This window comes from Bacillus sp. FSL R7-0672 (genome assembly GCF_038601465.1).
GTDB lineage: Bacteria > Bacillota > Bacilli > Bacillales > Bacillaceae > Bacillus > Bacillus pumilus.
The window spans coordinates 3445151-3469856 of sequence record NZ_CP152010.1; the positions used below are offsets into that span (position 1 = coordinate 3445151).

The window sequence follows — 24706 nt, forward strand, 5'->3', positions numbered from 1 at the left end:
ACAATCAAGAACTTTGTCAAATTTAGGTTTACCACAATAAAAAAGTTTGGTCAAATTTCAATTTAACTTAATGAAATTTTATCTAGGTAAACAATTTCAAAATAGGTATCCCTACATTTAACAAAAACCTTACTCATTTTAACGCAAGTTCACAAGAAAAGAAAGTATCGATCCTCTGTGTATACGCTGTAAGAATTGGTAATGATGCTGAATTAGTGGAATCTCGCTAAAGACTTCCAGCAAAAAACCGGCTCAGCGCCGGCACTCTGCATTTATTCATCTCTCACTAAGATGTCAGGTCGTCTATAGATCTTCCCTTCATGTTCAATGTCCATGTACGTCCACTTGCCTGTATACGTTAAAAATCGGTTGCCCTCTTTTTCTACAACAATCGTATCCTCTGATTTCAGTCCAGGCAATGAAGGGTTCCATGTAAACACTTGATGAAGCTGAATTTCTTCCTTCGATGAGGGAACAGCAATGATTTCCCTAGATACAAATCCCGTCTTTCCCCCTTGATGAAGCTTTTTCCAGCTATCAGGGAAGCCCTCTTTTTCGTACTGAGCAATACCTGCTTTCAGAACATCTCCTAATGTTCCCCCAGGACGAGTGGCGGCATTCATGACCGTGTCAATTCGTGCTAGACGCTCTTTGTTCTCTTCAAGCTCCTTCGGAAGCTGACCAAAGTAAACAGACCTTGTGACATTCGCAACGAGCCCGTGCCGCTCCGCGCAGAGAACAACAAGCGCGTGCTTTTGAAGAGCTTTATCTGTTGGAATCGGGTGACGGTATTGATGGATCCGGTCATCGGTTGCCAGAAGCAGGACTTCTATCGTCATCCCTTGTGTAATGGCTCTTTGAGCAACAAGCGAAGCAATCTCGTGCTCGGTCTGCCCTGGAACGATTTCTTGACAGACACTTTCTACAATGACCGCTGTTTCATGACACAGTGTTTCATATTGTCTGAGCTGTGAGGCGGTTAGGATCGAGCGAACATGCGACAAATCCGGTTCGATCCATTCGAATCCATCTATTTGAATGTCCGTCCCAATTCGTTTACCTTTTGTGAGTTCTTGAATGTATGGGGTCTCATCCTCATACCAATCCATTGTGACCACTTGAAACGGATGATCGACGTACGCCATTTCCTCTTCAATGATCCGCTTTTCTTCCATTTGATTCACAATGAGGACGAGGTCGTCTTTTAAGACGAGCAGCTGGCACACGCCCTCTGGCGTATTTAACACAATATGATTCCTTCTTCCGCCTGTCAGCCAGGAGAAGTTATTTCGCTTTTGAATCAAAACACCATCAAGCTGCTTTTCTTCCATTAATTCTCTTACTTGTTCAATCATCTAATCACCTGCCTGTTTGAAGTATTTGAATAAAACGGTTAAAAGCTGTTTTCCCTTGCTCAGTTCTTTTAAACACACCTGCCTGCGAGAGAATTCGAGAAAAAATAAAGCCAATTTCTTTTTGTAAAATGGTTTCGGTATTGTCCTCTGTAAAGGTGTTCTCTTCAAGCAGCCGCTTCGCCCAAGCCTCGTGCTTCATGATAGCAGGACGGGCTTTGATTTCTTCAAGTGGACTTTCAGATAGCAAAGCCTCTTTTAATTGACTTATTTCCTCTGCTAATCTACCAGGAAGCACAGCAAGGCCCATGACTTCAATTAATCCGATATTCTCTTTTTTAATATGGTGGACTTCTTCGTGCGGATGGAAAATGCCGTCCGGGTGCTGCTTGTTTGTACGGTTATTACGAAGCACTAAATCTAATTCATAGTCATCCCCGTGACGCCTCGCAATAGGTGTAATGGTGTTGTGAGGTGTCTCTCCTGTATGAGCGATGACCCCCACCACTTCATCTGAATACAGTTTCCACTCATGTAAGATAAAGTCTGCTGCGTCTGCGAGCGACTTCCGCTCATTACTTCGAAGTCGGATCACAGACATCGGCCATTTCACAATGCCAGCTCGCACATTTGGAAAGGCTTTGAGAGAAAAGACTTCTTCCATCTCTGCTTTCGCCATCGGAAATTCATGCGCACCGCCTTGAAAATGGTCATGACTTAATATACTGCCTCCGACAATCGGAAGGTCGGCGTTCGATCCAATGAAATAGTGCGGGTATATAGATATGAAGGAAAGCAGTCGTTCAAAGGTCTTTTTGGTGATGCTCATTGGCTCATGTTTGCCTTTGAACACTATACAGTGCTCGTTGTAATACACATAAGGTGAAAATTGCAGAAACCACGATTCATCTGAGAGTGTCACAGGAATAATCCGGTGATTCTGTCTCGCTGGATGGTTGATCCGCCCCTCGAACCCAACGTTTTCTTTACAAAGGAGACAAAGAGGGTATTGCTTTTGACTGAGCTTCTTCGCTTCAGCGATGGCTTTAGGGTCCTTTTCTGGCTTTGATAGATTAATGGTGATCTCCAGCACGCCATCGTCTGTTGGTGTAAACCACTGTACATTTTTGGCGATCCTGCCTGTATGAATGTAGTGGGCATGCTGCTGCATCTCATAGAACCAGCTCGTAGCTGCCTTCGGTCCCTCTTGCTTGCGTCTCTCTTCAAACTTCGCATAGATAACACTTGTAGGAGCCACCAAGCAGCCCATGATTTTCGCATCTAGTAAATCACGATACGTATCTGTCCCTTCAGGAATAATCCCTGTTTCTACTGCCCAATCGAGCATCGGCATTAAGATGTCTTCAAGGTCTTCTTCTCCTGAGACTGTTCTTGCTTCCGCTTCATCGAGCCTGAGTACCTCAAGCAGTCGATTTCTCGTATATTCGATATCTAGTGATGTCATTAGCTCTTTATTGATCCCATATTGAATCAGCTGTTCCAGCTTTTCAAAAATATCAATCGCCATTCCCTCTGTCCCCTCTCTTGCCTGCCTTTACGTTTTATTCACTTTGGTAACCATCTGGATGCTTCTGAAACCAATCCCACGCACTCTGAATGATCGTGTGAAGGTCAGCATATTGAGGTGTCCATCCCAATTCTTGCAGTGCTTTTTCAGAAGAAGCAATCAGCTTTGCTGGATCTCCCGCGCGTCTTTTTGCCACTTGTGCCGGGATGGTATGCCCCGTGACTTTTCTAACAGCTTCTACGACCTGCTTCACGGAGAACCCTGTTCCATTCCCTAAGTTGTAGGTCGCACTGCCTTTTCCAGCACGCAGCCGGTCAACAGCTAAGATGTGTGCCTCTACTAAATCCATCACATGAATGTAATCCCTAATACACGTGCCATCCTCTGTCTCATAATCATCACCATAAATCATCATTTGATCCCGTTTTCCTAGAGCAACTTGCAGAATAATTGGAATGAGATGCGTCTCAGGCTGATGATCCTCTCCGACAAGTCCTTCTGTATGGGCACCAGCTACATTAAAGTAGCGAAGTACCACGTACTCTATTCCATACGCTTGCTCAGACCACTTCAGCATTTTTTCAATCGCTAGTTTCGTTTCTCCATATGGATTCGTTGGGTTCGTTTCATCCGTTTCAACGATCGGCACCCGCTTCGGTTCACCGTATGCAGCAGCAGTTGAAGAAAAGACGATATGTTTCACATCAAATTCATTCATGACATGTAGTAAAGCAGTTGCTCCGCCGACGTTGTTGTCATAGTACTTAAGCGGATCTGTCACACTCTCCCCGACGAGTGAATCTGCCGCAAAATGCATGACCGCTTCTATTTGATGCGATTTGAACACCTGTCTTAAAAAGGCGTGATCTCGTAAATCACCCTCCTCTAAGACAGCTCCTTCCAAAACAGCTTCTTTGTGGCCTGTCTGCAAATTATCTACTACCACTACTCGTTCGCCTTTCACTAGAAGAGCCGCCACCGCATGACTGCCTATGTACCCTGCTCCTCCACAAACTAAAATTGTCATCACACTTCCCCCTTTGTGAGTCCTCTTGCGCCGCCTCCAATTCCAGCTGTGTAAAAAGAGGCTTGAACACCTGTTTTCTCTTGATATATCGCACTAGTTTCTTCTATAAATGAATCTAGCAGCTCTTCTTTCACGATGCTGATCGTACATCCGCCAAAGCCTGCACCTGTCATACGGGAGCCAATCGTCCCCGGGTGCCGCCAAGCTGCTTCAGCCAGTGCATCTAGTTCAAGTCCTGTTACTTCATAATCATTCTTTAAAGAAAGATGAGAAGCCTTCATGAGCCCACCTAGTTCTTCCATTTTATCATCTTTCAGAAAATTTACTGCTTTCATCGTTCGCTCGTTTTCCGTCACGACATGTCTTGCCCGTTTGCGGCAGATGTCATCTTCAATCAAGTGGGCAATCCCTGCAAATTCATCCGCAGTGAGCTCACATAAGTGGGTGATGTCGATTTCTTTCTGAAGATCATTTAAAGCGGATTGACACTCTGCCCGGCGCTCATTGTATTTGGAATCAGCCAGTGTCCGCTTTTTGTTTGTATTGGCGATGACAAGCGCCAGTCCCTCTTGCCGAAACGGACTATATTCAAAGGCAAGGGTGTCACAATTGAGCAAAATGGCGTGATCTTCTTTTCCAAGGGCAATCGAAAACTGATCCATGATCCCGCAATTGACACCAATAAATTCATTCTCTGCACGCTGTGAAAGAAGGGCAAGACGGACATTTGAAACGCTGAATGAATACCATTCATTGATGAGAACAGCGGTGACAAGCTCTATGGAGGCAGAGGAAGACAGACCTGCGCCATTTGGAATATTGCCGCTGTACACAATGTCAAAGCCTTCTTCTATCTTCATTCCTGCTTCTATAAACTGTTTGAACACACCCTTCGGATAATTTGCCCAGCCGTCCGATTCTACGTAAGCGATTTCAAAAAGATTGAATTCTTTCACACCATCACGATCAAAGTTCAAGGAATACATTCTCACGCGGCCATCTGACCGCTTTGCACAAGCAGCATACGTCCCGAGAGTAAGCGCGCATGGAAACACATGTCCTCCATTGTAATCTGTATGTTCACCAATCAAGTTCACTCTTCCTGGGGCAAAAAAATAGCGCAGTTCTTCTCTATCTCCAAATTGCTGGTGAAATGCCGCGCGTAACGTATCGATCATATCCATTCCCCTTTTCTCTTCTGATACTTTTTATTTTAGTTGTCCCAGCAGCATCAGTTCAATGGTAAAAAAATCGTTAAAAAATACCCTTTTTTTGCTGTGAATGGTACGATGTGATATGAGGTGTAACATGATTCTAAATAGAAAAAGGTTGTTTTTTGCTGTGAAGGAGGGTTTCCAATTTGAAGAAAGAAGCATTTGCATTTCGTTTTCACCATTCTGATGTGACATTGCCAGCACAAATCTGGTCTGTTGGCTGGGAAGTTCAATCTTCTTCGTTATATAGCTGGAATGGCGTGGAGCGGAAGGATCAGGGCAAGTGCATCTTTCAGCTCACACTGTCTGGACATGGCATGATTGAAATCGGAGAGAAACGTTTCAAAGTATTGCCGGGTCAGGCCTTTCTCGTGAAAAGCCCAAGTGCCTACCAATATTATTTTCCAGAAGACAGTGAGCATTGGGAATTTCTCTATTTAACGCTTTACGGGGAAGCCTGCGATCTTTGCTTTGACCAATTTATTGACCAAGGAAAGCAGGTCATGCGTTTTCATCCGAATTCCAGACCGATCCGCCTGCTCAAGACCATTTATGATGAAGCCAGTGAAAGACGGATTACCAATCCATTTGAGGGGTCTAGCCTTGCTTATCAATTTGTCATGGAACTGTATTCATATTTGCCAAAGCTTGAGGGACAAATGGAGAAATGGCCCGAGCCCATCGTTCAAGCGGCCTTGTTTGCCAGCCATCATTTTCACGAGGAAATTGGCCCGGACGATATGGCAGCTGCGGCACGTTTATCCAAAAGTCATTTTACGAGGGAATTCAAAAAGGCCACTGGCTTCACACCTATTCACTATCTAACCAATATCCGGTTAGAAAAGGCGGAAACGTTACTGAAAACAACAAAATACTCGATTGAAGAAATCGCCATACAGTGCGGCTACAGAAATGCGAATTACTTGAATAAAGTCTTTCGAAAGAAAATCGGCATGTCTCCAAAGCAACTGCGGGAAACAAGCGATGCATAATAAAAAGCAGCCGCTTTCACAATTGGCTGCTTCTTTTACGCTTTCGTCAGGTCAACATGGATTCTCCCTTGTCTTAAAACAATGGTCATTTGCGTGTCAGGTGTCATTAAGTTTTCCAAAATGTCCGTTGCTGTTTGAAGCGCAATGTCCATTCGGTTGATCTTTTCCTTTTCTTGTTCCGAAAACGCTTCTGGATGTGCGGTCATTTCTTTGACTAGCCTCAGCACTTGTTCATGCTGCTTTTCTGTTTGTTGATATATGACATCATATAATTCGTCTGGCCTGCTGCTCATTTCACATCACCTATCTTTTTTCATGTGTTAAATCGCATCTTCTTTTGTTTTCTTGAAGACGAACCATTTACTGGCGACATAATTCACGACCACAATCACAAAGTTGACAAGAATTTTTGCGACAGTTTCATTGAGCGCCATTTGGGTCACAAATAAAATCATCAGCCCTAGATCTACACCTAGAGACATGAGACGAACACTAAAAAATGAAGAAAGCTCACGCATAAGGCTTTTCGTATCACGAGCCTTTTGTTTGAAGACATACTTCTTATTGGTGATATAAGCAAAGAGAACAGCAAATACCCATGAAACAACTGTAGCTGTTTTATAATCCATGGAAAACATCTCAACGAATAAGTAGAAGCTGACTATGTTGACAATGGTTGTACACACACCCATCACAAGATACATGACAACTTCTTGATACTTTTGAAAAAGGCTATACATGTCTTTCTTCATTCCTTCTTGGTGGTTTCTGTTTCTTTTAGAATACCATCTTGAGAAGAACTTCCCAAACGAACAATATGTACGTCCTGCACAGATGAAATTTGTTCTACTCGATGGCAAATGTCAACCTAATTGGTTTATATAAGCCAAATGTTTTAGGTCTTTTTCATTATTTTAATTTATAATCTTTTAACTGACTTTACAATTGTTTATTATTAGAAGTAAGAAATCAATATTTATGGGTTTTTTAGTCATTTTTTTAGGAACGTGGTAGGTGATAGATTTTACAAAATAGGTTAAATGTCATCATTTTTCGACAAAATCTATTTTGCGCTGTTTTCATCCACACGTACAGTTACTAGACGGTTTGTTCAAGTCATTGGTTGCAGATGAATATGTCTTATTGAACTGGAGGATATTATGGATACGCAAGTGAAAAGAAGAGTTGACGAAGAGTGGGTTTATTTGATTCAGGAAGCGAAAAAAATTGGACTAGCCATCGAAGAAATACAAGCTTTTTTAACATCCAACGGTGATCAGAAGATGATAAACAAACCGTAAATCAACGCCGTTATCCTTTGTCTTTCAGACTGCTTTGGCTAAAAGTTCTGACTTGTCAATTGACCTTTTAAAAATCCTTTCATGACGATACGCTACAGTAGAACACCCCTTCATACCAATCCCTTCCACTCATGGGGTTCTGTCTTTCTATATTAGGAGGACAGTCCGTTTCCCGTTCTTTATATGATCCCTTTTTAGCCACCATTCATAAAAATTGTTCTTCTCTCGTTATAAAACCAAGCTCCCCACCCATATATTAAGCATGAAAACAATGAGAAAGCAGAAAGGTGGGTAGAGCGTGAGTTCAGATTCCCTTTCCTATTATCACCAAAAAAAGGATCAGTATTATCATGGCGTGAACCCGGTCATTGTCAGCCGTATTCGTGAGGAATGGACGTCTTTATTGGATATCGGATGCGGCACAGGCAAGCTTGGAAAAGTCCTGAAACAAAAGGGCCGGACCATTTATGGAATTGAATCGTTTGAGAATGCAGCAAAAGAGGCTGAGCAAGAGCTAGATCATGTGCTATGCGGAAATATTGAACAGATGACGCTCCCTTACGAACAGGAACAATTTGACTGCATTATATTCGGAGATGTCCTTGAACATTTATTGGATCCGTGGGCCGTTTTAAAGAAGGTCAAACCTTTCCTTAAAAAAGAAGGAGCCATCCTGTCATCCATTCCGAATATCGGTCACATATCAACCGTTTTAGAATTATTAGCCGGCAGATTCACTTATTCAGATGCAGGATTAATGGATCAAACTCATTTACGTTTCTTCACTCTTCATGAAATTCATGCACTCTTTCATTCAGCAGGCTTTCGTATTCGCGAACTCGAAACCATTCGCGTACAGCATCCTTCCTATGAGAGCATAATGATTGATTTACATGAATTACTCATGAAGCATGGCATTCGTTCAGATTTTCATGAGGCCGCTACCGCCTATCAGTATGTGGTTGAGGCGGTTCAGCTTCATGAGTAACCCCACCATCCTGTTTGTTTTATGTGTAAATGATGAGGCCATGTTTCAGGCTTGCTTTCGGCAGCTCGCTTCACTTCCTGCTCCCCATGGATATCATGTGGAGGTACTGCCAATTAGACATGCATCCAGTATGACCTCTGCTTATAATGAAGCCATCACTCATCCAGCTCAGTTTAAAATTTATCTTCATCAAGATACCTTGATTGTCAAACAGCATATGCTACTTGAGTTGATCCCGCTTTTTTTACAGCATCCATCACTTGGGATGATTGGGGTCATAGGTGCAGAAAGCGTGCCTGACAATGGGATTTGGTGGGAGAGTTCTGATTGCAGGGGGAAAGTCATTGAATATCGTCACGACACCTATCAGCTGCTTTCGTTTGAAAGTGGTCGTCAACAGGCAGAAGCGCAAGATTATATGAACGCTTCGGCGATTGATGGTCTTTTCATGGCGACGCAATATGATGTGAAGTGGCGTGAGGACCTCTTTGATGGCTTTCATTTTTATGATGTTTCGCAGTCCTTTGAATTCGTCCAGCAGGGCTATGAGGTTGGAATTGCGAGGCAAGAAGAGCCTTGGTGCATCCACAAATGCGGAGATCATTTTGATGCGGAAGCGTATGAAAAAGCGAGACAAACATTTCTTGCAAATTATCGGTAGAAAGCACCCTTTTCGGGTGTCCAGAATGTAGAGAAACTCATGTTTTTCTACATTCTTTTTTATTTTCCACATCATGATGTTAGGTGAGAATGGGTCTTTTGGTGCTTTTGAGATCTTGTGCAGCTTTCAAGAAAAGGTCACGGAGCACATGCTTTCGGATCTGATTTGTTGAACCGATAACCTTTCCGAGAAAATAAGGCTGTCGAGATTTTCTCGACAGCCTGACAGACCCTAAAGGTCTGTTTGATTCATCAAGTAGATAATCTAGAATCACGTGTTCCAAAACGAACATCAGGATTTTCACTAGAACGGGTTCCATTCCTCACAGCAAAATCCTCAGTAGTAACGCTACTGCCTGTAGCATTCCTTACAGTCAGATCAGTGGATTCTGGAGAAGTAGCATTTCTTGAATTCACATCAAAATCGACAGATGATAAAGAGATCACACCTACCAATGCTGAAGCACTCAAAAAACCAGTAAGAACCGTTTTAAAATTCATATGAACAGTCGCCCCTTTGGATTTGTTTTCGGGCGTACATCACTTTTTCATACATTTTTACAGATTCATCCATACGCCCATTCTCATTATAGTACCGAGCCGCTTCAAGCGCTAGGTCTTCCATATATGGATAACCCCTCTCATTCTCTAATTTTTCCAACGAGCTCAAGACTTCACTTAGGTTTGCTGTTTTTAAAAATAAAATTTCCAATACCATCAGCAACGATAAAAACAGATCATTTTTTCTATTCTTCGCTTCTTCCAAGCCTCTTTTGAAAAATCTTTCACCCTCAATAAATTCCTTTTGACTCAAATGAAATAACGATAATTCATAATAAACCAAAAGCAACTCTGTAGCATTAATAGGCTCTCCTTCTAGAATAACCTGATTAAAATAAGCTAGCGCCCTATTAAAATCACCTAATCCTTTATAACAACACCCAGTATTAAATAATGACTTCACAATCATTGGCTTATTAGAAATTGCCTTAGATTTTTCTAAAGCTGACAATAAATGAGGAAGCGCCTTTTCTCTGCATTCAAAATCAATGAAATTACCTGCCATAACAGTTAGACAATTAATTTCTCGAATCATATAAAGTGAATTACTCTTATGTGCCTTATAAGTATCATAAGAAAGACCAACGTAATACATAGACACGTGTGTCTGTTTCATGTGATAAAACACTTCTGATAATTTGTAATAAAATTCCGCTCTTTCTAACTCATCCCCTACTTGCTCCAAGCGCTTTTCCGCGCGCTTATAGAACACAATAGCTCTAATAAACTCACCATTTTTGAATTCATACATTCCTTGAAAAAAATTAAAATAGTATTCAAGAATGGCTGACATCTTCTTTCCTTGTCCTTCTACAGCTTTCAAGTAATCCGATTTTTCAAGTGGTTCTTTAGAAGGCTGCACATAGTCTGTCATCAATTGATGACGGAACTCCATCAACTGAAAATAAAGAACCGCCTGTTCATCTTCTTCCATGACATCGATATCTTTTCTAACCTCTTCTCTTAGTATTTGGGCCTCTTTAACATTGAATCTTTTTATATGCTTATACCATTCATTTATCTTGATCGCTACAACTGGAGACGGTATAGACGCCATCTACAATCCCCCCTAGAAAACCAATTTTTAATAAATGTTAGCACAATAATTCCTAATAAAGCCCTATTTATCCATTTATATGTAAAATTTTCGGCATGGCGCAAGCACTTTTTAAGCAAGTAGAGCCAAGACATATCGGTTTTTAGATGCTATCACAGCAGTTAACGCATTTAAATCCCATATAAGCGTTCTTGAAGCATCACACTATGAAAAACCCGAGCATAAATAAAGATGCTTAGAAACGAATATGAACGCTCTTGGTGGTGTTTTTAAAATAGGTGCCATGTTTTTTAAGAAACAAAAAAACAGGCTCTTTAGCCTGTTTTTTATTATCCAGTGATGACCATATTGATGAATGGGACACTCAGTAAAAAGTAAACAACGGCAAAAACAACTTTATAACCCATCTCTTTTTCTTTATTATTCTTACGTTTTTTCATATAAACAGCAAAATAAGAAGCACCAATTAACATCATCAATACTGGTATTACAGTCATCATAAATTATCCTCCCTAATAAAAGAACCTATATTGCGGTTACCGCAACCCAAAAAGAAAATTTCCATCACATTACCAATTATCAAGAAATAAATGGTAGCATGGAAATATATCAAAGAAAGTGAGTGATTCTTATAAATCCATGTCTCCTATGCTTCTTTATGCAACCATTTTTTTGACTCTCTTATGATCCCCCAAAATAGGAACCTGTACAGAATTACAAGCAAGAAAAAAGTATAAACAAACTCAAAGGGAGAGAATGGTTCATAATCAATTATGTATGCATTAATAAACACTATTACCAAAGAAAACAATTCCATCAAAGAATCTATAAATCTGTTTTCTTTGAACACGTCCCTTGTCTTTTTGAAATTAAAGATGTCTTTAATTTCCACACTAGAAAGTCCTTTGATTAAAGCTAAACCTATCAAGTACACACCAAAAGACATCTCAAAGGAAAAACTCAACATCTGTGTGATTACACAATAAATCAAAGTGAATAAGAATAAATACATTTTATTACTCTCCTTAACCTCTAAGTATTCCACCCCAATAGAAGGAAATATCATGTATGCGTTACCCCAAAAAACAAATAGGAGTGGTACGTATGTTTAAAAAATTTCTAGTAGTGTTAAGTGTGCTTACTATTACATTTGGTTTCTCTTCTCCAATGATTAGTCATGCCAGTCAAGGTAATAACGAGACCCCTCCAGTCAGTGTAGATAAAAAACAATTGGAATTAGCAGAGAAACTATCTAATTACTTCGAATTAGATAAGGATGGAAATATTCATTTTACAGCTGATAAAGAAACCCTTATGGAAATGGGAATTTCAGAACACGACAGTCTACTAATGACTTCAATGAAATCAGAAGAATTTAGCTTTGAAGAGAATGAGAAAAAAGGTGACATGCAGACTTTAGGTTTTGTAGGTTTACACCTCAAATTAGGACCGAAAGTTAGAAGCATGAATGCCATAGTAGCAGGTGGATTTGCAGCCGGATATATCGGTTGGTACACAAGTCGAATTGCTGCTGCCGGACCATGGGGTGCTGGAGCAGCTGCGGCTATTACTGCTGGAACTTCTGGTGCTGTTGCATGGGCAGTTAAAAACAAATATAAGAAAGTTGATGTAGGCGTAAATATTATGTTTGTTAATTTAGCATATACTGTAAAAATACCTTAAAAATAACTGTTAAGCAACAATAAATAAAAAAAGCAGGCTCCAGTAAGAGCCTGCTTACTCTTAATATAAGACTTCAACACAAAATTTTTGAAATTCCTGAAAATATTTTGGTTCTGCATTAATTAGTGGTAAGCGTATAGAAAGTGTTGCAGCGTGCAGACGATCGGTAAGCCCTCACATTCTTCTCCTAGTAAAACAACCCTTTTTACATAAAAAAGAAGCCATTAACGGCTTCTTATGTTGATTTTCACTTTTCCACTATTTTATATCCGAAATCTATAAGGCACAGTTGAAAACCTCTCTGGAATGAATTTTTATCATCTTTATCTAACATACCATCCTTGTATGTTTCAATAAAGATTATAGCGCGCGACTATTCCATTTCGGGTATGCCGGCGTGTACCGGTACTAATTTATATTCCATAATACGATTTTCTCCTTGATCCTCGACTTCAAAATACCCTTTTTATAAAGCTATTTCAATTACGGCCACATCTTCACCATTGGACTTTGTTATGAAAGAAACCTCTTCTTCTGGAATTCCCACATTTATTAAAAATGACTGAAAAGCGTGGCTGCCTTCGCCGTTATAATTACTGGCTAAACCTTGGTAAATAAATAATTTATAGGCAACAGTCTCCACATACGTATAATATCTCACTTTTTGACCATTTCTAAAATGCGTAATACGTGTGACCTTTCCTAATGTCGGCAACAATGCTAAAGCAAAGTCTAAAGTCGGTTGGCTACTCTGTTCCTGAATAATGATTGTTGCTTCTTCCTTTTGAAATGGTGGTTTAAATTCTGTATGCTGCTCTAAATATTGTTCTTTAATAATTGCCATGTCTAAATCCTCCTTTAAGTTTCATGTTAAAATAACGAATTTCAGTTTTTTGTTGTGTGGAGAGAATGCGAACAAAACAGCTGCCCTGGAAGATCCAAAATGAGCTAAAACACGAATGAAAAAGTGTGGCCAACTATACAAGCGAAACGATTTCACGAATATTGTCTTTTATCTCGTTCAAATCAGATTAAATCCTTTTAAAGTGTATAAGTTTGCCTGTTCAAGTGACTGATTAAAATTGATTGGGCTATCATAATGATTATACTGCGCTTCTTTTTTTCCGGTCCGATCGAAGAAAATCTTAAACCAGTAATAGATCGGATAGGGCCTTTGTTGAATTGTACTTCCGTCTGGCAAACGTAAATGTACATATTCAACAGTCTCTGCCGTTTCATCTTCAACATTAGGAGTCATTGCAGCGTGTTCCACAGAATCAGGTATATACTCGCATATCTCAACACGAGTATATACTAAACCAGTACGAAGCAAAAAATACCGTCTTGCGCCTGCAAGACGGTCAGTAACCTTTCCATATTTCACTCTTCCAAGGCCGATATTTCATATAATAGAATGCTTGCCCCTTCTCGACTTAACACAATACCTCAAGATAAAGTCATGTTTTGATCAGGCTCAGCACCCTTTTCGGGTGCCTTTTTTATGATATACTGTCATAAACAACCAGATCGTCTCATATGCATTGGAGTACCTTGTCCCTAATTCGTACAAAGGAGGAAACAATGGCAGACAAAAAAGTTCATTATAAGAAGGTTGCCGCTTCAGAGGATTTTCGAAAACTTCTCGAGGAAAAACGCAGATTTATCGTACCGATGACGATTTTCTTTTTTCTCTTTTACTTTTCACTTCCGGTTGCTACATCCTACTTCACCTTTTTGAACAAGCCGGCAATTGGCGCGATCTCATGGGCTTGGTTATTCGCCCTCACACAATTTGTGATGACCTGGGTATTATGTGGACTTTATGCGAGAAAAGCAGCTCAGTTTGACAAATATGTAAGCGCTTTAAAAATTGAATCGAGAGGTGATGGCGAATGAGCATGACCGCTTTTATTTTATTCATAGCGATCGTAGGGCTCACATTGGTCATCACATATTTTGCTGCGAAGAAAACGAGCAATGCGAGCGATTTTTACACAGCAGGTGGAGGTCTGACTGGATTTCAGAACGGACTTGCCATCGCTGGGGACTATATGTCTGCCGCATCATTTTTAGGAATCGCTGGAATGATCGCGTTAAATGGATTTGATGGCTTTTTCTATAGCATTGGCTTTCTAGTAGCGTATCTTGTCGTACTTTACGTTGTAGCCGAACCGCTTCGAAATCTAGGGAAATATACGATGGCCGATATGATTGCTGCACGATTTAAGCGTCCTGCCATTCGAGGAGTTGCTGCGTTTAACACAATCACAGTCTCTACTTTTTATATGATTGCACAGCTTGTTGGGGCAGGTGCATTAATCAAGCTGCTTCTTGGCATTGATTACTGGATTGCGGTACTGATCGTCGGTGTCTTGATGACCATTTATGTCGTGTTTGGTGGCATGATCGCAACCAGCTGGGTACAGATTACAAAGGCTGTACTTCTCATGCTTGGGACACTGATTATTTCACTGCTTGTATTTGCAAAGTTTGATTTTAGCCTGCTGAAGATGTTTGAGGAGATGAAAACAGCGACCCCGCTCGGTGGGGCATTTCTTCACCCGGGAAATAAATATGATGTGCCTTTAGAGACCCTGTCTTTGAACCTTGCTCTAGTGCTTGGGACAGCAGGTTTGCCGCACATTTTGATCCGGTTTTATACGGTGAAGGATGCCATTTCTGCGCGTAAATCTGTTCTATCCGCTACGTGGATCATCGGTATTTTTTATCTAATGACAGTTTTCCTTGGCTTCGGTGCTGCTGCCTTTGTTGGAACAGAAGCGATCACAGCAGCAGATGCAGCAGGAAATATGGCCGCTCCACTGCTTGCCCAAGCCCTTGGAGGAGATTTGTTATTTGCCTTTGTTTCCGCTATTGCCTTTGCGACCATTTTGGCGGTGGTAACTGGTCTCGTCCTATCCGCCGCGTCTGCCTTTGCGCATGACTTTTATAGTCAGATCATCCGCAAAGGGAAAGCGAGTGAACGGGAACAGGTAAAAGCGGCACGCTTTGCTTCCATCGGCGTGGCCATTCTTTCTATCATTCTCGCATTATTTGCCCAATCGTTAAACGTTGCTTTCCTTGTGTCACTTGCCTTCGCAGTGGCAGCAAGTGCAAATTTACCATTGATTATCTTCACTGTCTTTTGGAAACGATTTAATTCTACAGGTGCCATTGCAGGGAGCTTAGTAGGACTGCTGAGCGCACTGATTATCGTCTCGCTCAGCCCAAGCGTCTGGGACCCATCGGGAGCAGCCATCTTTACAGGAGACCCGCTCATCCCGCTGTCGAACCCTGGAATTATCTCGATCCCACTCGGATTCCTTGCCGCTTACTTAGGCACGATCTTCTCCTCTGAAAAAGCAGATGAAGACACCTTTACAGAAATACAAGTAAAGGCACATACAGGGATGCATATGGATACCGATTCATAAGGAAGAGCCGGCTGATGAGCCGGCTTTTTTGTTTTCTTTCTCTAAAAAAGCAGCTCTCAGTAAGGGATAAACTGACCTTTTAACTTATTTTTATATTTCTCTAATCTGGCAAACCTTCTACATGTGATCAGAGAGCAGCATGTGACGAGGATCAACAGAATTTCATGCGTTTCTCCTCTATTATCAATCACACTCTTCACCTTTTTCACCTCCCCTTTTATGTTGTACAAACGCTCTGCGTCACTCATATGTTATCATGATATACACATACTGGAAATCAATTCACACGTTGAGGAACTCATATTTGTACAATGAAAAAGCTGCAAGAAAGAAGTGACATTACTGATGCGTCAGATATATTCTGCCAAGTTATTATTTGAATCCATCTCATCACCAAGCAGTATGCCCGATAAAATATTTGAAGAACGGATCATTTTGGTGCGTGCAAAAAACCATCGTAAAGTAAAAGATATCATCCAAAAGAGCTTTCTAGAAGAAACCTTTGATAATGCGGCAGGTGGACAAACGACCAAAAAATTAGCAGCTATATTAGATGTCTTTGAGCTTCTAGATGACTTAGATCAAGAACCACTGCATTTAAGTGAAGTGTACAGCCGCCACCTTATTTTTGATAAAGAAACTTCGGTGAAAGAAGCCATCGAGGCTTATTCTTTAGACAAATAAAAGAAGCCGGCTGATGAGCCGGCTTTTTAATAGCGCTGAAATAACTCTGGATTTTTCGGAACGTTTTCTAAATAAATGATTTTTCCTTTGTCGTCCAGTTCTGCAATATCAATTCCTTCTGCTGTATAAACACGACCATCCGAAAGTTTTCCACAAACGGCCCAGTTGGTTTCATACTTTCCGTCTTCTCTTTTTTTCCATCCATCCCACATATGCTTGATGTCTTCATGCACGTGGAAAAATGTGTTTAAAAACTGTGTAAACGCTTGGATCCCAGGCTTCTCTGCACCATTTAAGACAATCATGACATCGTCAGAAAACAATGCGAGCAATTCATCCATTTGTTCTTGCCCTTTTCCAGCTTCATCGTAGCGGCGAAAATACGTATCGAGCACTTCCATTGTTCATTCTCCTTTATTTACCTGTCATTTCGACAATAATCGAACAATTTGATTGTACACAATTGTTTCACACCTGTCTATTTTCCCCGAAATCAGAAAAGACATGAATTGAGTCAATCCATGTCTCCTCCAGATTAAAGAGATACTTTTTTTGATGCAACAAGTGCTTTCAATTCTTCTGCTGCTTTTTTAGGATCAGCGCTCTGGCTAATGGCGCTGATGATGCTAATACCATCTGCCCCTGCTTGTATGACTGGTGCTGCATTGCCATATGTGATGCCCCCGATGCCAACAATCGGAATATGAAGACCATGATGACGCACTTCCGTGATCAATGATACTCCTTGGACACTGCGTGTATCCTTTTTCGTTTCTGTTGGATAAACTGGGCCCATGCCGACATAATCTGCGCCGTCCTTCATGGCTTGTTTTACTTCATCTAGGTTATGCGTAGACACACCTAATATTTTATTCCCTATTTTTTGTCTGACGTCTACTGCATTTGTATCTTCCTGGCCAACATGAACGCCATCTGCATCAAGATCTATCGCTAGCTGCACATCATCATTTACAATAAACGGAACATTCGCTTCTTGGCAAAGTACTTGAAGTTGGCGAGCCAATTGTTTCTTCTCTTCTCCTTGCAAGGCTCCCTCACCCTTTTCTCGAAATTGAAACATGGTGATCCCGCCTTGAATCGCCTCTTTCAAAACATCAAGCGGTTGCCGGCTTGTATTCGCTGTTCCCATAATAAAATAAACCGATAATTGCTGTTTGATTTGCTGTTGATCAGCCTTTGTCATGTGACATTCCCCCTATTTTCCCTAGCGTTAACACATCATCGCCAGTTGTGTGTGAGAGTGCATTGAGCAATTCCATTTGAAACGTACCTGGCCCTTTATTCTGGGTGTACTGAGCTGCCTTTTCAGCTGCGACACCATAAAACAATAGAGCAGCTGCCGACGCGTGAAGCGGCCTTTCACCTGCTGCACAAAATGCCCCGATGACAGACGTCAGTAAACAGCCGGTCCCCGTCACCTTGGTGAGCCATTCATGTCCATTATGAATAGACAACACGTCCTCTCCATCTGACACTACATCGACTTTCCCAGTGATCACCACAACGGTCTGAAGTGTCCTCGCCGCTTGTTTGACTAGTGCCGATACATCTCCGTTCGTTGCTTTCGCATCCACGCCTTTTGACTCCCAGCCATCCACTTCAAGTAAATGAGCAATTTCTGCAGCGTTCCCTCTGACAACTGTCATGTTCACTTGCTCTAACAGCTGTTTTGCCGCTTTCATTCGAAACGCTGTCGCACCAACGCCGACAGGATCTAATAGAACAGGTATCCCTTTTTTATTGGCAGATTGTCCAGCCAGAATCATGGCCTCCACCGTCTCCTTGGTCAGTGTGCCAATATTCAGCACAAGCGCATCGGCTAATTGCGCCATTTCAGCCACTTCTTCTTTGGCATTTGCCATGACTGGCGAAGCGCCTAAAGCAAGAAGACCATTCGCTGTAAAGTTCGTCACGACTTGGTTCGTGATATTATGGACGAGTGGATTTTCCGCTCGAACCTTTTCCAATAAATGAGATGCGTCACTTGTTTTCATCCATATCATCCTTCCTTTTACTCTGCTCCCCACACATAGGATTTCGTATGCTTTAACCATTCTCTTGCCGCAAACGACAAATAGCGATCCTTTCGCCAAATGACTCCTAAATGCCACGGGATCGACGTGTTTAAGGAAATGACTTTCACCTTTTCAGGATCAAGATCACGGCAGATCCGCTCAGGCAGAAGGCCAATCCCCAAGTTCTCGGCTACCATCTCACTAATGAAATCCCATTGAGACGTTTCATAAATGACATTGGGCCGGAAGCCCGCATTCATACATTCATTCAATATCCGGCTATGCAGAACAAAGTCTTCTCGAAAGAAAATAAAGGACTCTTCCTTTAAATCAGCTAAATCAACCTTATCTCGACCTGCCATCGGATGTGATGGATGCGTCACGAGCTTCATGTCCTCTTTAATAATGGTGTACGTATGAAAGATTTTATCATTTGCAGGCAGAACAATGACACCAATATCTAACGAACCATCCTCGACCCCTTCCTCTACTTTAATAGAGCCGTGCTCCACTAGTTGAAATGTGACATCTGGATACTGCTGGCGGAATTCTCCCATGACATTCGGGAAAAAACTCGATCCAATCATCGGCGGCAGCCCGATGCGAATATGTCCCTTTTTGACATTCATTAAATCATTTAGCTCGCTCGTTAAATTTTGAAATGATTGTGTGATTTCACTCGCCTGGGTATACATCGTTTGTCCAGCATCTGTCATTTCAACCTGTCTGCCATTTCGATAAAACAACTGCACCCCCAGCTCATCCTCGAGATTTTTGACCATCTTGGAAATGGTAGGCTGCGACACATAAAGAGATTGTGATGCTTTTGTGAAGCTTTTTAACCTCGCCACTTCTAAGAAATATGTTAAATGTCTAATGTCCACATGACTCACCCTTCCTATAGACAAAAGGAATACTAATTATTCGATATATGTATTTTACCTATAACTGAACGTGCTGTACACTTTAAAGTAAGCTAATCAATTGGAACGTTGTCATGTTTTTGTGAAACAGTGAACAAATTATATAGAAAAAGGAGTGAACAGAAAGTGAAATTGCTCAAAACGCCGCTGATTGCTGTCCTTCAGATTATGGCTTTGTTTGTTTTTGCGAAATTGATGAATGTGCTCGCGGCCTTTTTGCATTTAAGAATTCCGGGCACGATTTTAGGCATTCTGGTCATTTTCTTATTACTTCATTTTAAAATTATTCAATTAAAATGGATTGAACTTGGTGCCGTATGGCTGCTCGGCGAACTGCTGCTATTCTTTATCCCATCGGCCGTTGGTGTCATTGATTATGGAACATTGCTTTCTCAATCTGGTACAAGTATTGTCCTTGTCGTCTTACTGAGTACCTTTGTCGTCATGCTCTCGACTGGTATCATGACGCAAATGATTGCGAAAAGAAAGGAGCGAAAAAAGCTATGTTAGTTGGCGCACTATTTCTGATCTTAACGGTTCTTTTATATCTCGGATCAAAAGCGGTGTATAAACGACATCCAAAGGTCTATGTCTCCCCATTACTTGTGACACCGCTTGTCCTTGTCGTCTTTCTGTTAATCGTCAATATTCCTTACGACGCATACAATCAAGGCGGGAAATGGCTCACGAATATGCTTCAGCCTGCGACTGTTGCTTTCGCCATTCCCCTCTATAAGTATTTTCACATTCTGAAGAAGCATGCAGTGGAAATTATTTTGAATGTGGCTTGCGGTTCTGTCATTGCGATTCTATCTACGGCATTTATCGCGAAGTTGTTTCATTTGGATACAGGCCTTATTGAAAGTCTTGTCCCAAGGTCGGTCACAACACCAGTGGCGATGAGTGTGTCAGAAATGATTGGCGGGATGCCGTCCGTTACGGCAGTATTCGTCATTTTAACCGCACTGTTTGGGTCAATCATCGGTCCAATGATCATTCGTTATTTCCGTATTGATAATGACATTGCCATGGGCGTCCTGCTTGGTACAGGTGCACACGGGGCAGGAACATCGAAGGCATTTGAAATGAGCTCCGTCTCAGGGACGATCTCAAGTGTGTCGATGATTCTTTCAGCCATCATTACTTTATGTGCAGCGCCTATCCTCATGTCGTTTGCCTTATAAAAAAAAGCCATTTCCCTTTATCGGAAAATGGCTTTTTTTTATGCTTGTATGAAGACAACCTTTAAATAATTTCCTTCAGGATAATTCTTCGTCGTACGGAAATCCTCAGGAAGTGTATATTCTTCAAGGATACGATAGGTTTGCCCTGATTCTTTAAAGGCCTGCGCAATAAATCCTTTGAATTTCTTCATACCAAATGCACTGCTATTCGTTGATGCCACAATGACGCCGTTCTCAGCTGTGATTTGGATGGCTTCTTTTAATAGCTTCTTATAATCCTTCGCCGCACTAAATGTGTGCTTTTTCGTGCGTGCAAAGGATGGTGGATCTAAGATGACGAGATCATAGGTCCATCCTTTTTTCGCAGCAAACGGAAAGTACTTAAAGACGTCCATGACTTTCATATCCTGCCCGTCCACATCTATATCGTTGACTTCAAACTGTTCAGATGTTTTTTTCAAACTGCGGTTTGCGACATCTACACTTGTCGTCCGGCTCGCTCCGCCAAGTGCTGCTGCTACAGAGAAAGCGCCTGTGTAAGAAAATGTATTGAGCACGGTCTTTCCTTTTGCATAACGATCTCGAATTGCTTTTCTCACATGACGTTGATCAAGAAAAATGCCTGTCATCGCACCATCATTTAAGTAAACCGCTATGTTCATGCCATTTTCTTTCACGATGAGAGGAAATTGACCTTTCTCCCCTTTTACAAAATCATCATCTTCTATATACTGTCCAGACGTATCAAATCGTTTCTTTTCATAAATGCCTTTATAGTCTGGATATACATGCTCAAGTGCAGCCAATACTTCCGCCTTGAATGTATACACTCCTTCGCTATACCACTGGATGAGATAGAAACCGTCATAATGATCAATCGTGAACCCGCCAATGCCATCTCCCTCTCCGTTGAACACACGGAAAGCAGTCGTCTGTGCATCACGAAATAAATGCGTTCTGCTTTTCTCTGCCTGCTCAAGCTTGGAGACAAAAAAGGCGTGGTCTATTTTTTCGTTAGCATCAAAAGTAAGTACCCAGCCGATCCCTTTATTTTGCACACCATAATATCCTTTTCCCAAAAAGGCGCCTCGCTCATCCACCCATTCAATCAGTTCGCCTTCTTTCACACCGTTTACATGCGATACAGCATCTTTGGAAATGAGCGGATATCCCTTTTTCACTTGTTCTGCAAATGTTTGTTTTAATGAGATTTTTTTCATTCATGTCATCCTTATCCTTAATTGACTCTCTCTATCCTATCATATGAATGTATACGTTACTTCTATTATGATAAGATGAGGAGAAAAATATCAACACACCATAGAGGAGGCTCTTTTTTTGACGACATTACGATTAGATCATACAGGTATTATGGTTTCAAATATTGATACATCCATTGATTTTTATGAAAAGGTCGTGGGCATGAAATTAAAGGATCGCATCACTCATACTAACGGAGTCATTGAGCTTGCATTTCTCGGCTTTAAAGATGAGGCAGAAACGGAAATTGAGCTCATCCAAGGGTACAACAGTGATCTGCCATCTGAAGGAAAGGTTCACCATCTTGCCTTTACAACTGACAATATTCATGCTGAATTCAATCGTATTCAAAAGCTGCAAATCGAATTAATTGATGGAGAAATTACGACGTTACCAAATGGATACTGCTACTTCTTTTTCAGAGGGCCAGACCAAGAATGGATCGAATTCTTCCAGCGCTAATATTTCCTAGGAAATGGGACCGGCTATGCCCCATAAAAGAAAAAGAGTAAGAGCATCCATATGCCCTTACTCTTTTTTTATAACACCTTACTAAGAAATGATTTTGTACGCTCATGCTGCGGGTTTACAAAGAGAGCCTCCGGTTTGTCTTCCTCGACAATATATCCGCCATCCATAAAGATCACGCGGTCTCCTACCTCTCTCGCAAAGCCCATTTCATGTGTGACCACAATCATTGTCATGCCTTCGACGGCTAATTGTTTCATAACTGCTAATACATCCCCGACAACTTCAGGGTCAAGAGCAGATGTCGGTTCATCGAATAATAACACTTTCGGGTCCATTGCCAAGGCTCTTGCGATGGCGACACGCTGTTTTTGTCCACCAGATAATTGGTTAGGGTAGCTTTTGGCTTTGTCTTTTAAGCCAACCTTTTCAAGCAGGTCCATCGCTTTATCGACTGCCGCCTTTTTGTCGGCACCTTTTACCTTCATCGGTGCGATCGTGATGTTTTCTAAGACGGTTTTATGAGGAAATAAATTAAAGTGCTGAAACACCATCCCCACTTCTTGACGTACTTTATTGATATTCACCTTTGGATCTGTAATCGTATGTCCGTGGACAACGACTTCACCAGCTGTAATATCTTCTAATTTATTGAGACATCTTAGAAACGTGCTTTTACCTGATCCAGAAGGACCAATCACACACACTACTTCCTTTTCTTCGATGACTGCATTAATATCCTTTAACACTTCGTGATCGCCAAAGGATTTCTTTAAATTTTTCACCGTAATCATACTCATTTGATATCAAATCTCCTTTCTGCGTAGCTAGCCAGTAGAGAAAGTAAATAAATGATCACGAAATAAATGATACCGACAATGAGCCAGACATTCAAAGGATCAAATGTTGCCGATGCCTGTACTTGTCCCCGCTGCATAATATCGGCAATTCCGATAATTGATAAGAGAGACGTGTCCTTCAAGCTGATGATGGCTTGGTTTGTAATGGCTGGAAGCATGCGGCGAAATGCCTGCGGAAGGACGATAAAGCGCATGTTTTGTCCCCCTGTAAAACCTAAGGAACGTGCAGCTTCTGTTTGTCCTTTATCAATAGACTGAATCCCAGCACGAATAATTTCTGAGAAATAAGCCCCTGCATTAATCGCTACTGTAATAATCCCTGCCGGCACTCGATCAAGCGATATGAATTCAAGTGTATTCAAACCAAAGTAAATGAAGAATAGCTGTACGATAAATGGTGTGCCTCGGATGGCATTGACAAAGACGAGTGCGATGAAATTTAAGATTTTAAAAGGTGACAGACGGAATAATGCCACTATTAAACCGATGATAAATCCTAAAATGATAGCAACAACAAAGATATATAAAGTGGTTTGCAAACCATCCATTAAATACGGAAATGCATTAATAATCGTCTCCATGTTTCTCCCTCCCTAATTCACATACGGCGCATCATAAAGAAAGCGCGCTCGAAGCGCGCCTCGCTTGTGTTATGTCTTCAAATATTTATCGATAATTTTGTCATATTCACCGTTTTTCTTTAGGTTCTCTAGACCTTTATTGATCTTTTTCAATAGGTCTTGGTTTTTCCCCTTCATCACAGAGATACCATACTGGTCTCCATTCAATCGGTCTCCAACTGTTTTCAATTTTAAATCTTGTTGTGCAATTGCATACGTAATGACAGGATAATCCTCTATTAAGGCATCTGCATTTCCGTTTGAAACTTCTTGGAACATCGATGGGCTGTCATTAAATTGAACCACTTCATACCCATATTTATCTGCGTTATCTGATGCAAATTTTGCACCCGTCGTCCCATTTTTAACAGCTAGCTTTTTCCCCTTTAAATCATCAATTGATTTGATACTGCTGTCCTTCTTCACAACAACTGTCAATCCAGCGTCGAAATACGGATCTGAGAAATCCACCTTCTTCTTACGCTCATCTGTAATACTCATCCCGCCCATCCCTACATCAAGCTGGCCTGCCTGCATTGCTGGAATAATGCCTGAGAAGTCCATAGCTTCAAGTTTCACTTTGAAGTCTTGGTCTTTCGCGATGGCGTTAATTAGATCTACGTCTATCCCTTCATAATTACCGCCCTTTTCAAATTCAAACGGCGGATATGTTGTATCTATCCCTATTTTATATGTGCCTTTGCCTTCTCCCGAACCGCTGTCCGATTTTGATCCACAGGCTGCCATGACGAGCACAACAATGAGTCCCATGATCAGTAACATCGATTTTTTCATAAAACACGACCCCCTATTGTCAGTTTTGTCTAAATATTCGCAATACCAATAATACTATACCACGCTAAAGCTATAGTGT

30 protein-coding genes are annotated in these 24706 nt (G+C 41.3%); 11 read left to right on the forward strand and 19 right to left on the reverse strand.

Annotated features, from left to right (window positions below; translation table 11 throughout):
• Positions 1–272: 272 nt before the first annotated feature.
• Genes MKY18_RS17580 through MKY18_RS17595 form a run of 4 tightly spaced genes read right to left on the reverse strand, consistent with a single transcriptional unit; the run spans position 273 to position 5091 of the window.
• Positions 273–1355: an aminopeptidase P family N-terminal domain-containing protein gene (locus MKY18_RS17580; RefSeq protein WP_065097784.1), complete on the reverse strand. Its 1083-nt coding sequence runs from the start codon at positions 1353–1355 to the stop codon at positions 273–275.
• A 4-nt stretch (positions 1356–1359) separates the two neighbouring features.
• Complete coding sequence (gene galT / locus MKY18_RS17585) at positions 1360–2880, reverse strand: UDP-glucose--hexose-1-phosphate uridylyltransferase (protein WP_342497611.1); 1521 nt, start codon at positions 2878–2880, stop codon at positions 1360–1362.
• A 34-nt stretch (positions 2881–2914) separates the two neighbouring features.
• Positions 2915–3907 carry a UDP-glucose 4-epimerase GalE gene (gene galE / locus MKY18_RS17590; protein WP_044140251.1) on the reverse strand — a complete coding sequence of 331 codons (993 nt, stop codon included), beginning with the start codon at positions 3905–3907 and terminating at the stop codon, positions 2915–2917.
• Positions 3907–5091 carry a galactokinase gene (locus MKY18_RS17595; protein WP_185108044.1) on the reverse strand — a complete coding sequence of 395 codons (1185 nt, stop codon included), beginning with the start codon at positions 5089–5091 and terminating at the stop codon, positions 3907–3909. Before MKY18_RS17595 ends, galE begins: the two co-directional genes overlap by 1 nt.
• Positions 5092–5267: 176 nt before the next feature.
• Between MKY18_RS17595 and MKY18_RS17600 the strand changes: the two genes are divergently transcribed.
• Positions 5268–6113, forward strand: a complete 846-nt coding sequence (locus MKY18_RS17600) for an AraC family transcriptional regulator (protein WP_003214606.1) — start codon at positions 5268–5270, stop codon at positions 6111–6113.
• Positions 6114–6148: 35 nt separating this feature from the next.
• On the opposite strand, the gene MKY18_RS17605 is transcribed toward MKY18_RS17600, so the two are convergent.
• Together MKY18_RS17605 and MKY18_RS17610 are read right to left on the reverse strand one after the other, a co-directional pair.
• The gene (locus tag MKY18_RS17605; protein ID WP_003215318.1) at positions 6149–6406 is read right to left on the reverse strand and encodes a hypothetical protein; all 258 of its coding nucleotides are present in this window, start codon (positions 6404–6406) and stop codon (positions 6149–6151) included.
• 27 nt (positions 6407–6433) lie between these two features.
• Positions 6434–6817, reverse strand: coding sequence for a GtrA family protein (locus MKY18_RS17610; protein ID WP_034620336.1), 384 nt, complete (start codon positions 6815–6817; stop codon positions 6434–6436).
• Between the two features lie 456 nt (positions 6818–7273).
• Between MKY18_RS17610 and MKY18_RS17615 the strand changes: the two genes are divergently transcribed.
• The 3 genes from MKY18_RS17615 (at position 7274) to MKY18_RS17625 (ending at position 9063) form a co-directional block, all read left to right on the forward strand.
• Complete coding sequence (locus tag MKY18_RS17615) at positions 7274–7414, forward strand: anti-repressor SinI family protein (RefSeq protein ID WP_003215413.1); 141 nt, start codon at positions 7274–7276, stop codon at positions 7412–7414.
• A 298-nt stretch (positions 7415–7712) separates the two neighbouring features.
• A complete protein-coding gene (locus tag MKY18_RS17620) occupies positions 7713–8402 on the forward strand; it encodes a class I SAM-dependent methyltransferase (protein ID WP_044140252.1) in 690 nt (229 codons plus the stop codon).
• Entirely contained in the window at positions 8395–9063 is a 669-nt protein-coding gene (locus MKY18_RS17625; RefSeq protein WP_106066017.1) for a glycosyltransferase family protein, read from the forward strand. Before MKY18_RS17620 ends, MKY18_RS17625 begins: the two co-directional genes overlap by 8 nt.
• Positions 9064–9314: 251 nt before the next feature.
• On the opposite strand, the gene MKY18_RS17630 is transcribed toward MKY18_RS17625, so the two are convergent.
• From MKY18_RS17630 to MKY18_RS17640, 3 genes are all read right to left on the reverse strand, one after another.
• Complete coding sequence (locus MKY18_RS17630) at positions 9315–9563, reverse strand: hypothetical protein (protein ID WP_342497612.1); 249 nt, start codon at positions 9561–9563, stop codon at positions 9315–9317.
• Positions 9553–10680: an aspartate phosphatase gene (locus tag MKY18_RS17635; protein ID WP_342497613.1), complete on the reverse strand. Its 1128-nt coding sequence runs from the start codon at positions 10678–10680 to the stop codon at positions 9553–9555. Before MKY18_RS17635 ends, MKY18_RS17630 begins: the two co-directional genes overlap by 11 nt.
• 329 nt (positions 10681–11009) lie before the next feature.
• The gene (locus MKY18_RS17640; protein WP_161792787.1) at positions 11010–11180 is read right to left on the reverse strand and encodes a hypothetical protein; all 171 of its coding nucleotides are present in this window, start codon (positions 11178–11180) and stop codon (positions 11010–11012) included.
• 604 nt (positions 11181–11784) lie between these two features.
• Here MKY18_RS17640 and MKY18_RS17645 point away from each other — a divergent pair.
• The gene (locus MKY18_RS17645; protein ID WP_340962103.1) at positions 11785–12363 is read left to right on the forward strand and encodes a hypothetical protein; all 579 of its coding nucleotides are present in this window, start codon (positions 11785–11787) and stop codon (positions 12361–12363) included.
• A 466-nt stretch (positions 12364–12829) separates the two neighbouring features.
• On the opposite strand, the gene MKY18_RS17650 is transcribed toward MKY18_RS17645, so the two are convergent.
• Both MKY18_RS17650 and MKY18_RS17655 read right to left on the reverse strand, forming a co-directional pair.
• On the reverse strand, positions 12830–13207 hold the full coding sequence (locus tag MKY18_RS17650) for a hypothetical protein (RefSeq protein ID WP_106030652.1): 378 nt from the start codon (positions 13205–13207) through the stop codon (positions 12830–12832).
• A gap of 177 nt (positions 13208–13384) precedes the next feature.
• Entirely contained in the window at positions 13385–13621 is a 237-nt protein-coding gene (locus MKY18_RS17655; RefSeq protein WP_106072007.1) for a hypothetical protein, read from the reverse strand.
• Positions 13622–13944: 323 nt separating this feature from the next.
• On the opposite strand from MKY18_RS17655, the gene MKY18_RS17660 reads away from it, so the two are divergent.
• The 3 genes from MKY18_RS17660 (at position 13945) to MKY18_RS17670 (ending at position 16481) form a co-directional block, all read left to right on the forward strand.
• The gene (locus MKY18_RS17660) at positions 13945–14259 is read left to right on the forward strand and encodes a DUF485 domain-containing protein (RefSeq protein ID WP_106066975.1); all 315 of its coding nucleotides are present in this window, start codon (positions 13945–13947) and stop codon (positions 14257–14259) included.
• The gene (locus MKY18_RS17665; RefSeq protein WP_003214799.1) at positions 14256–15797 is read left to right on the forward strand and encodes a cation acetate symporter; all 1542 of its coding nucleotides are present in this window, start codon (positions 14256–14258) and stop codon (positions 15795–15797) included. The genes MKY18_RS17660 and MKY18_RS17665 overlap by 4 nt, the downstream gene beginning before the upstream one ends.
• A gap of 345 nt (positions 15798–16142) precedes the next feature.
• Entirely contained in the window at positions 16143–16481 is a 339-nt protein-coding gene (locus MKY18_RS17670) for a DUF4288 domain-containing protein (protein ID WP_044140262.1), read from the forward strand.
• A gap of 26 nt (positions 16482–16507) precedes the next feature.
• On the opposite strand, the gene MKY18_RS17675 is transcribed toward MKY18_RS17670, so the two are convergent.
• The 4 genes from MKY18_RS17675 to MKY18_RS17690 all read right to left on the reverse strand — a co-directional run bounded on the left by MKY18_RS17675 (position 16508) and on the right by MKY18_RS17690 (position 19401).
• Complete coding sequence (locus MKY18_RS17675) at positions 16508–16882, reverse strand: nuclear transport factor 2 family protein (protein WP_217012702.1); 375 nt, start codon at positions 16880–16882, stop codon at positions 16508–16510.
• Positions 16883–17016: 134 nt separating this feature from the next.
• Complete coding sequence (thiE, locus tag MKY18_RS17680) at positions 17017–17685, reverse strand: thiamine phosphate synthase (RefSeq protein ID WP_044140264.1); 669 nt, start codon at positions 17683–17685, stop codon at positions 17017–17019.
• On the reverse strand, positions 17672–18496 hold the full coding sequence (gene thiM, locus MKY18_RS17685) for a hydroxyethylthiazole kinase (protein ID WP_217012703.1): 825 nt from the start codon (positions 18494–18496) through the stop codon (positions 17672–17674). Before thiM ends, thiE begins: the two co-directional genes overlap by 14 nt.
• 17 nt (positions 18497–18513) lie before the next feature.
• On the reverse strand, positions 18514–19401 hold the full coding sequence (locus MKY18_RS17690) for a LysR family transcriptional regulator (RefSeq protein ID WP_003214744.1): 888 nt from the start codon (positions 19399–19401) through the stop codon (positions 18514–18516).
• Positions 19402–19566: 165 nt separating this feature from the next.
• Here MKY18_RS17690 and MKY18_RS17695 point away from each other — a divergent pair, with 165 nt between their 5' ends.
• Entirely contained in the window at positions 19567–19950 is a 384-nt protein-coding gene (locus MKY18_RS17695; protein WP_012011691.1) for a CidA/LrgA family holin-like protein, read from the forward strand.
• A complete protein-coding gene (locus MKY18_RS17700) occupies positions 19944–20624 on the forward strand; it encodes a CidB/LrgB family autolysis modulator (protein WP_044140267.1) in 681 nt (226 codons plus the stop codon). Before MKY18_RS17695 ends, MKY18_RS17700 begins: the two co-directional genes overlap by 7 nt.
• A 38-nt stretch (positions 20625–20662) precedes the next feature.
• Here the strand turns inward: MKY18_RS17700 and MKY18_RS17705 are convergent, their stop codons facing one another.
• The gene (locus MKY18_RS17705) at positions 20663–21844 is read right to left on the reverse strand and encodes a class I SAM-dependent rRNA methyltransferase (protein ID WP_278177096.1); all 1182 of its coding nucleotides are present in this window, start codon (positions 21842–21844) and stop codon (positions 20663–20665) included.
• 118 nt (positions 21845–21962) lie between these two features.
• Here MKY18_RS17705 and MKY18_RS17710 point away from each other — a divergent pair, with 118 nt between their 5' ends.
• On the forward strand, positions 21963–22346 hold the full coding sequence (locus tag MKY18_RS17710; RefSeq protein WP_342497614.1) for a VOC family protein: 384 nt from the start codon (positions 21963–21965) through the stop codon (positions 22344–22346).
• 77 nt (positions 22347–22423) lie between these two features.
• On the opposite strand, the gene MKY18_RS17715 is transcribed toward MKY18_RS17710, so the two are convergent.
• The 3 genes from MKY18_RS17715 to MKY18_RS17725 all read right to left on the reverse strand — a co-directional run bounded on the left by MKY18_RS17715 (position 22424) and on the right by MKY18_RS17725 (position 24627).
• Positions 22424–23152 carry an amino acid ABC transporter ATP-binding protein gene (locus tag MKY18_RS17715; RefSeq protein WP_342497615.1) on the reverse strand — a complete coding sequence of 243 codons (729 nt, stop codon included), beginning with the start codon at positions 23150–23152 and terminating at the stop codon, positions 22424–22426.
• On the reverse strand, positions 23149–23793 hold the full coding sequence (locus MKY18_RS17720; protein WP_265208714.1) for an amino acid ABC transporter permease: 645 nt from the start codon (positions 23791–23793) through the stop codon (positions 23149–23151). Before MKY18_RS17720 ends, MKY18_RS17715 begins: the two co-directional genes overlap by 4 nt.
• A gap of 69 nt (positions 23794–23862) precedes the next feature.
• Positions 23863–24627 (reverse strand): transporter substrate-binding domain-containing protein, encoded by a 765-nt coding sequence (locus MKY18_RS17725; protein WP_342497616.1) that lies wholly within the window; start codon positions 24625–24627, stop codon positions 23863–23865.
• Positions 24628–24706: the final 79 nt, after the last annotated feature.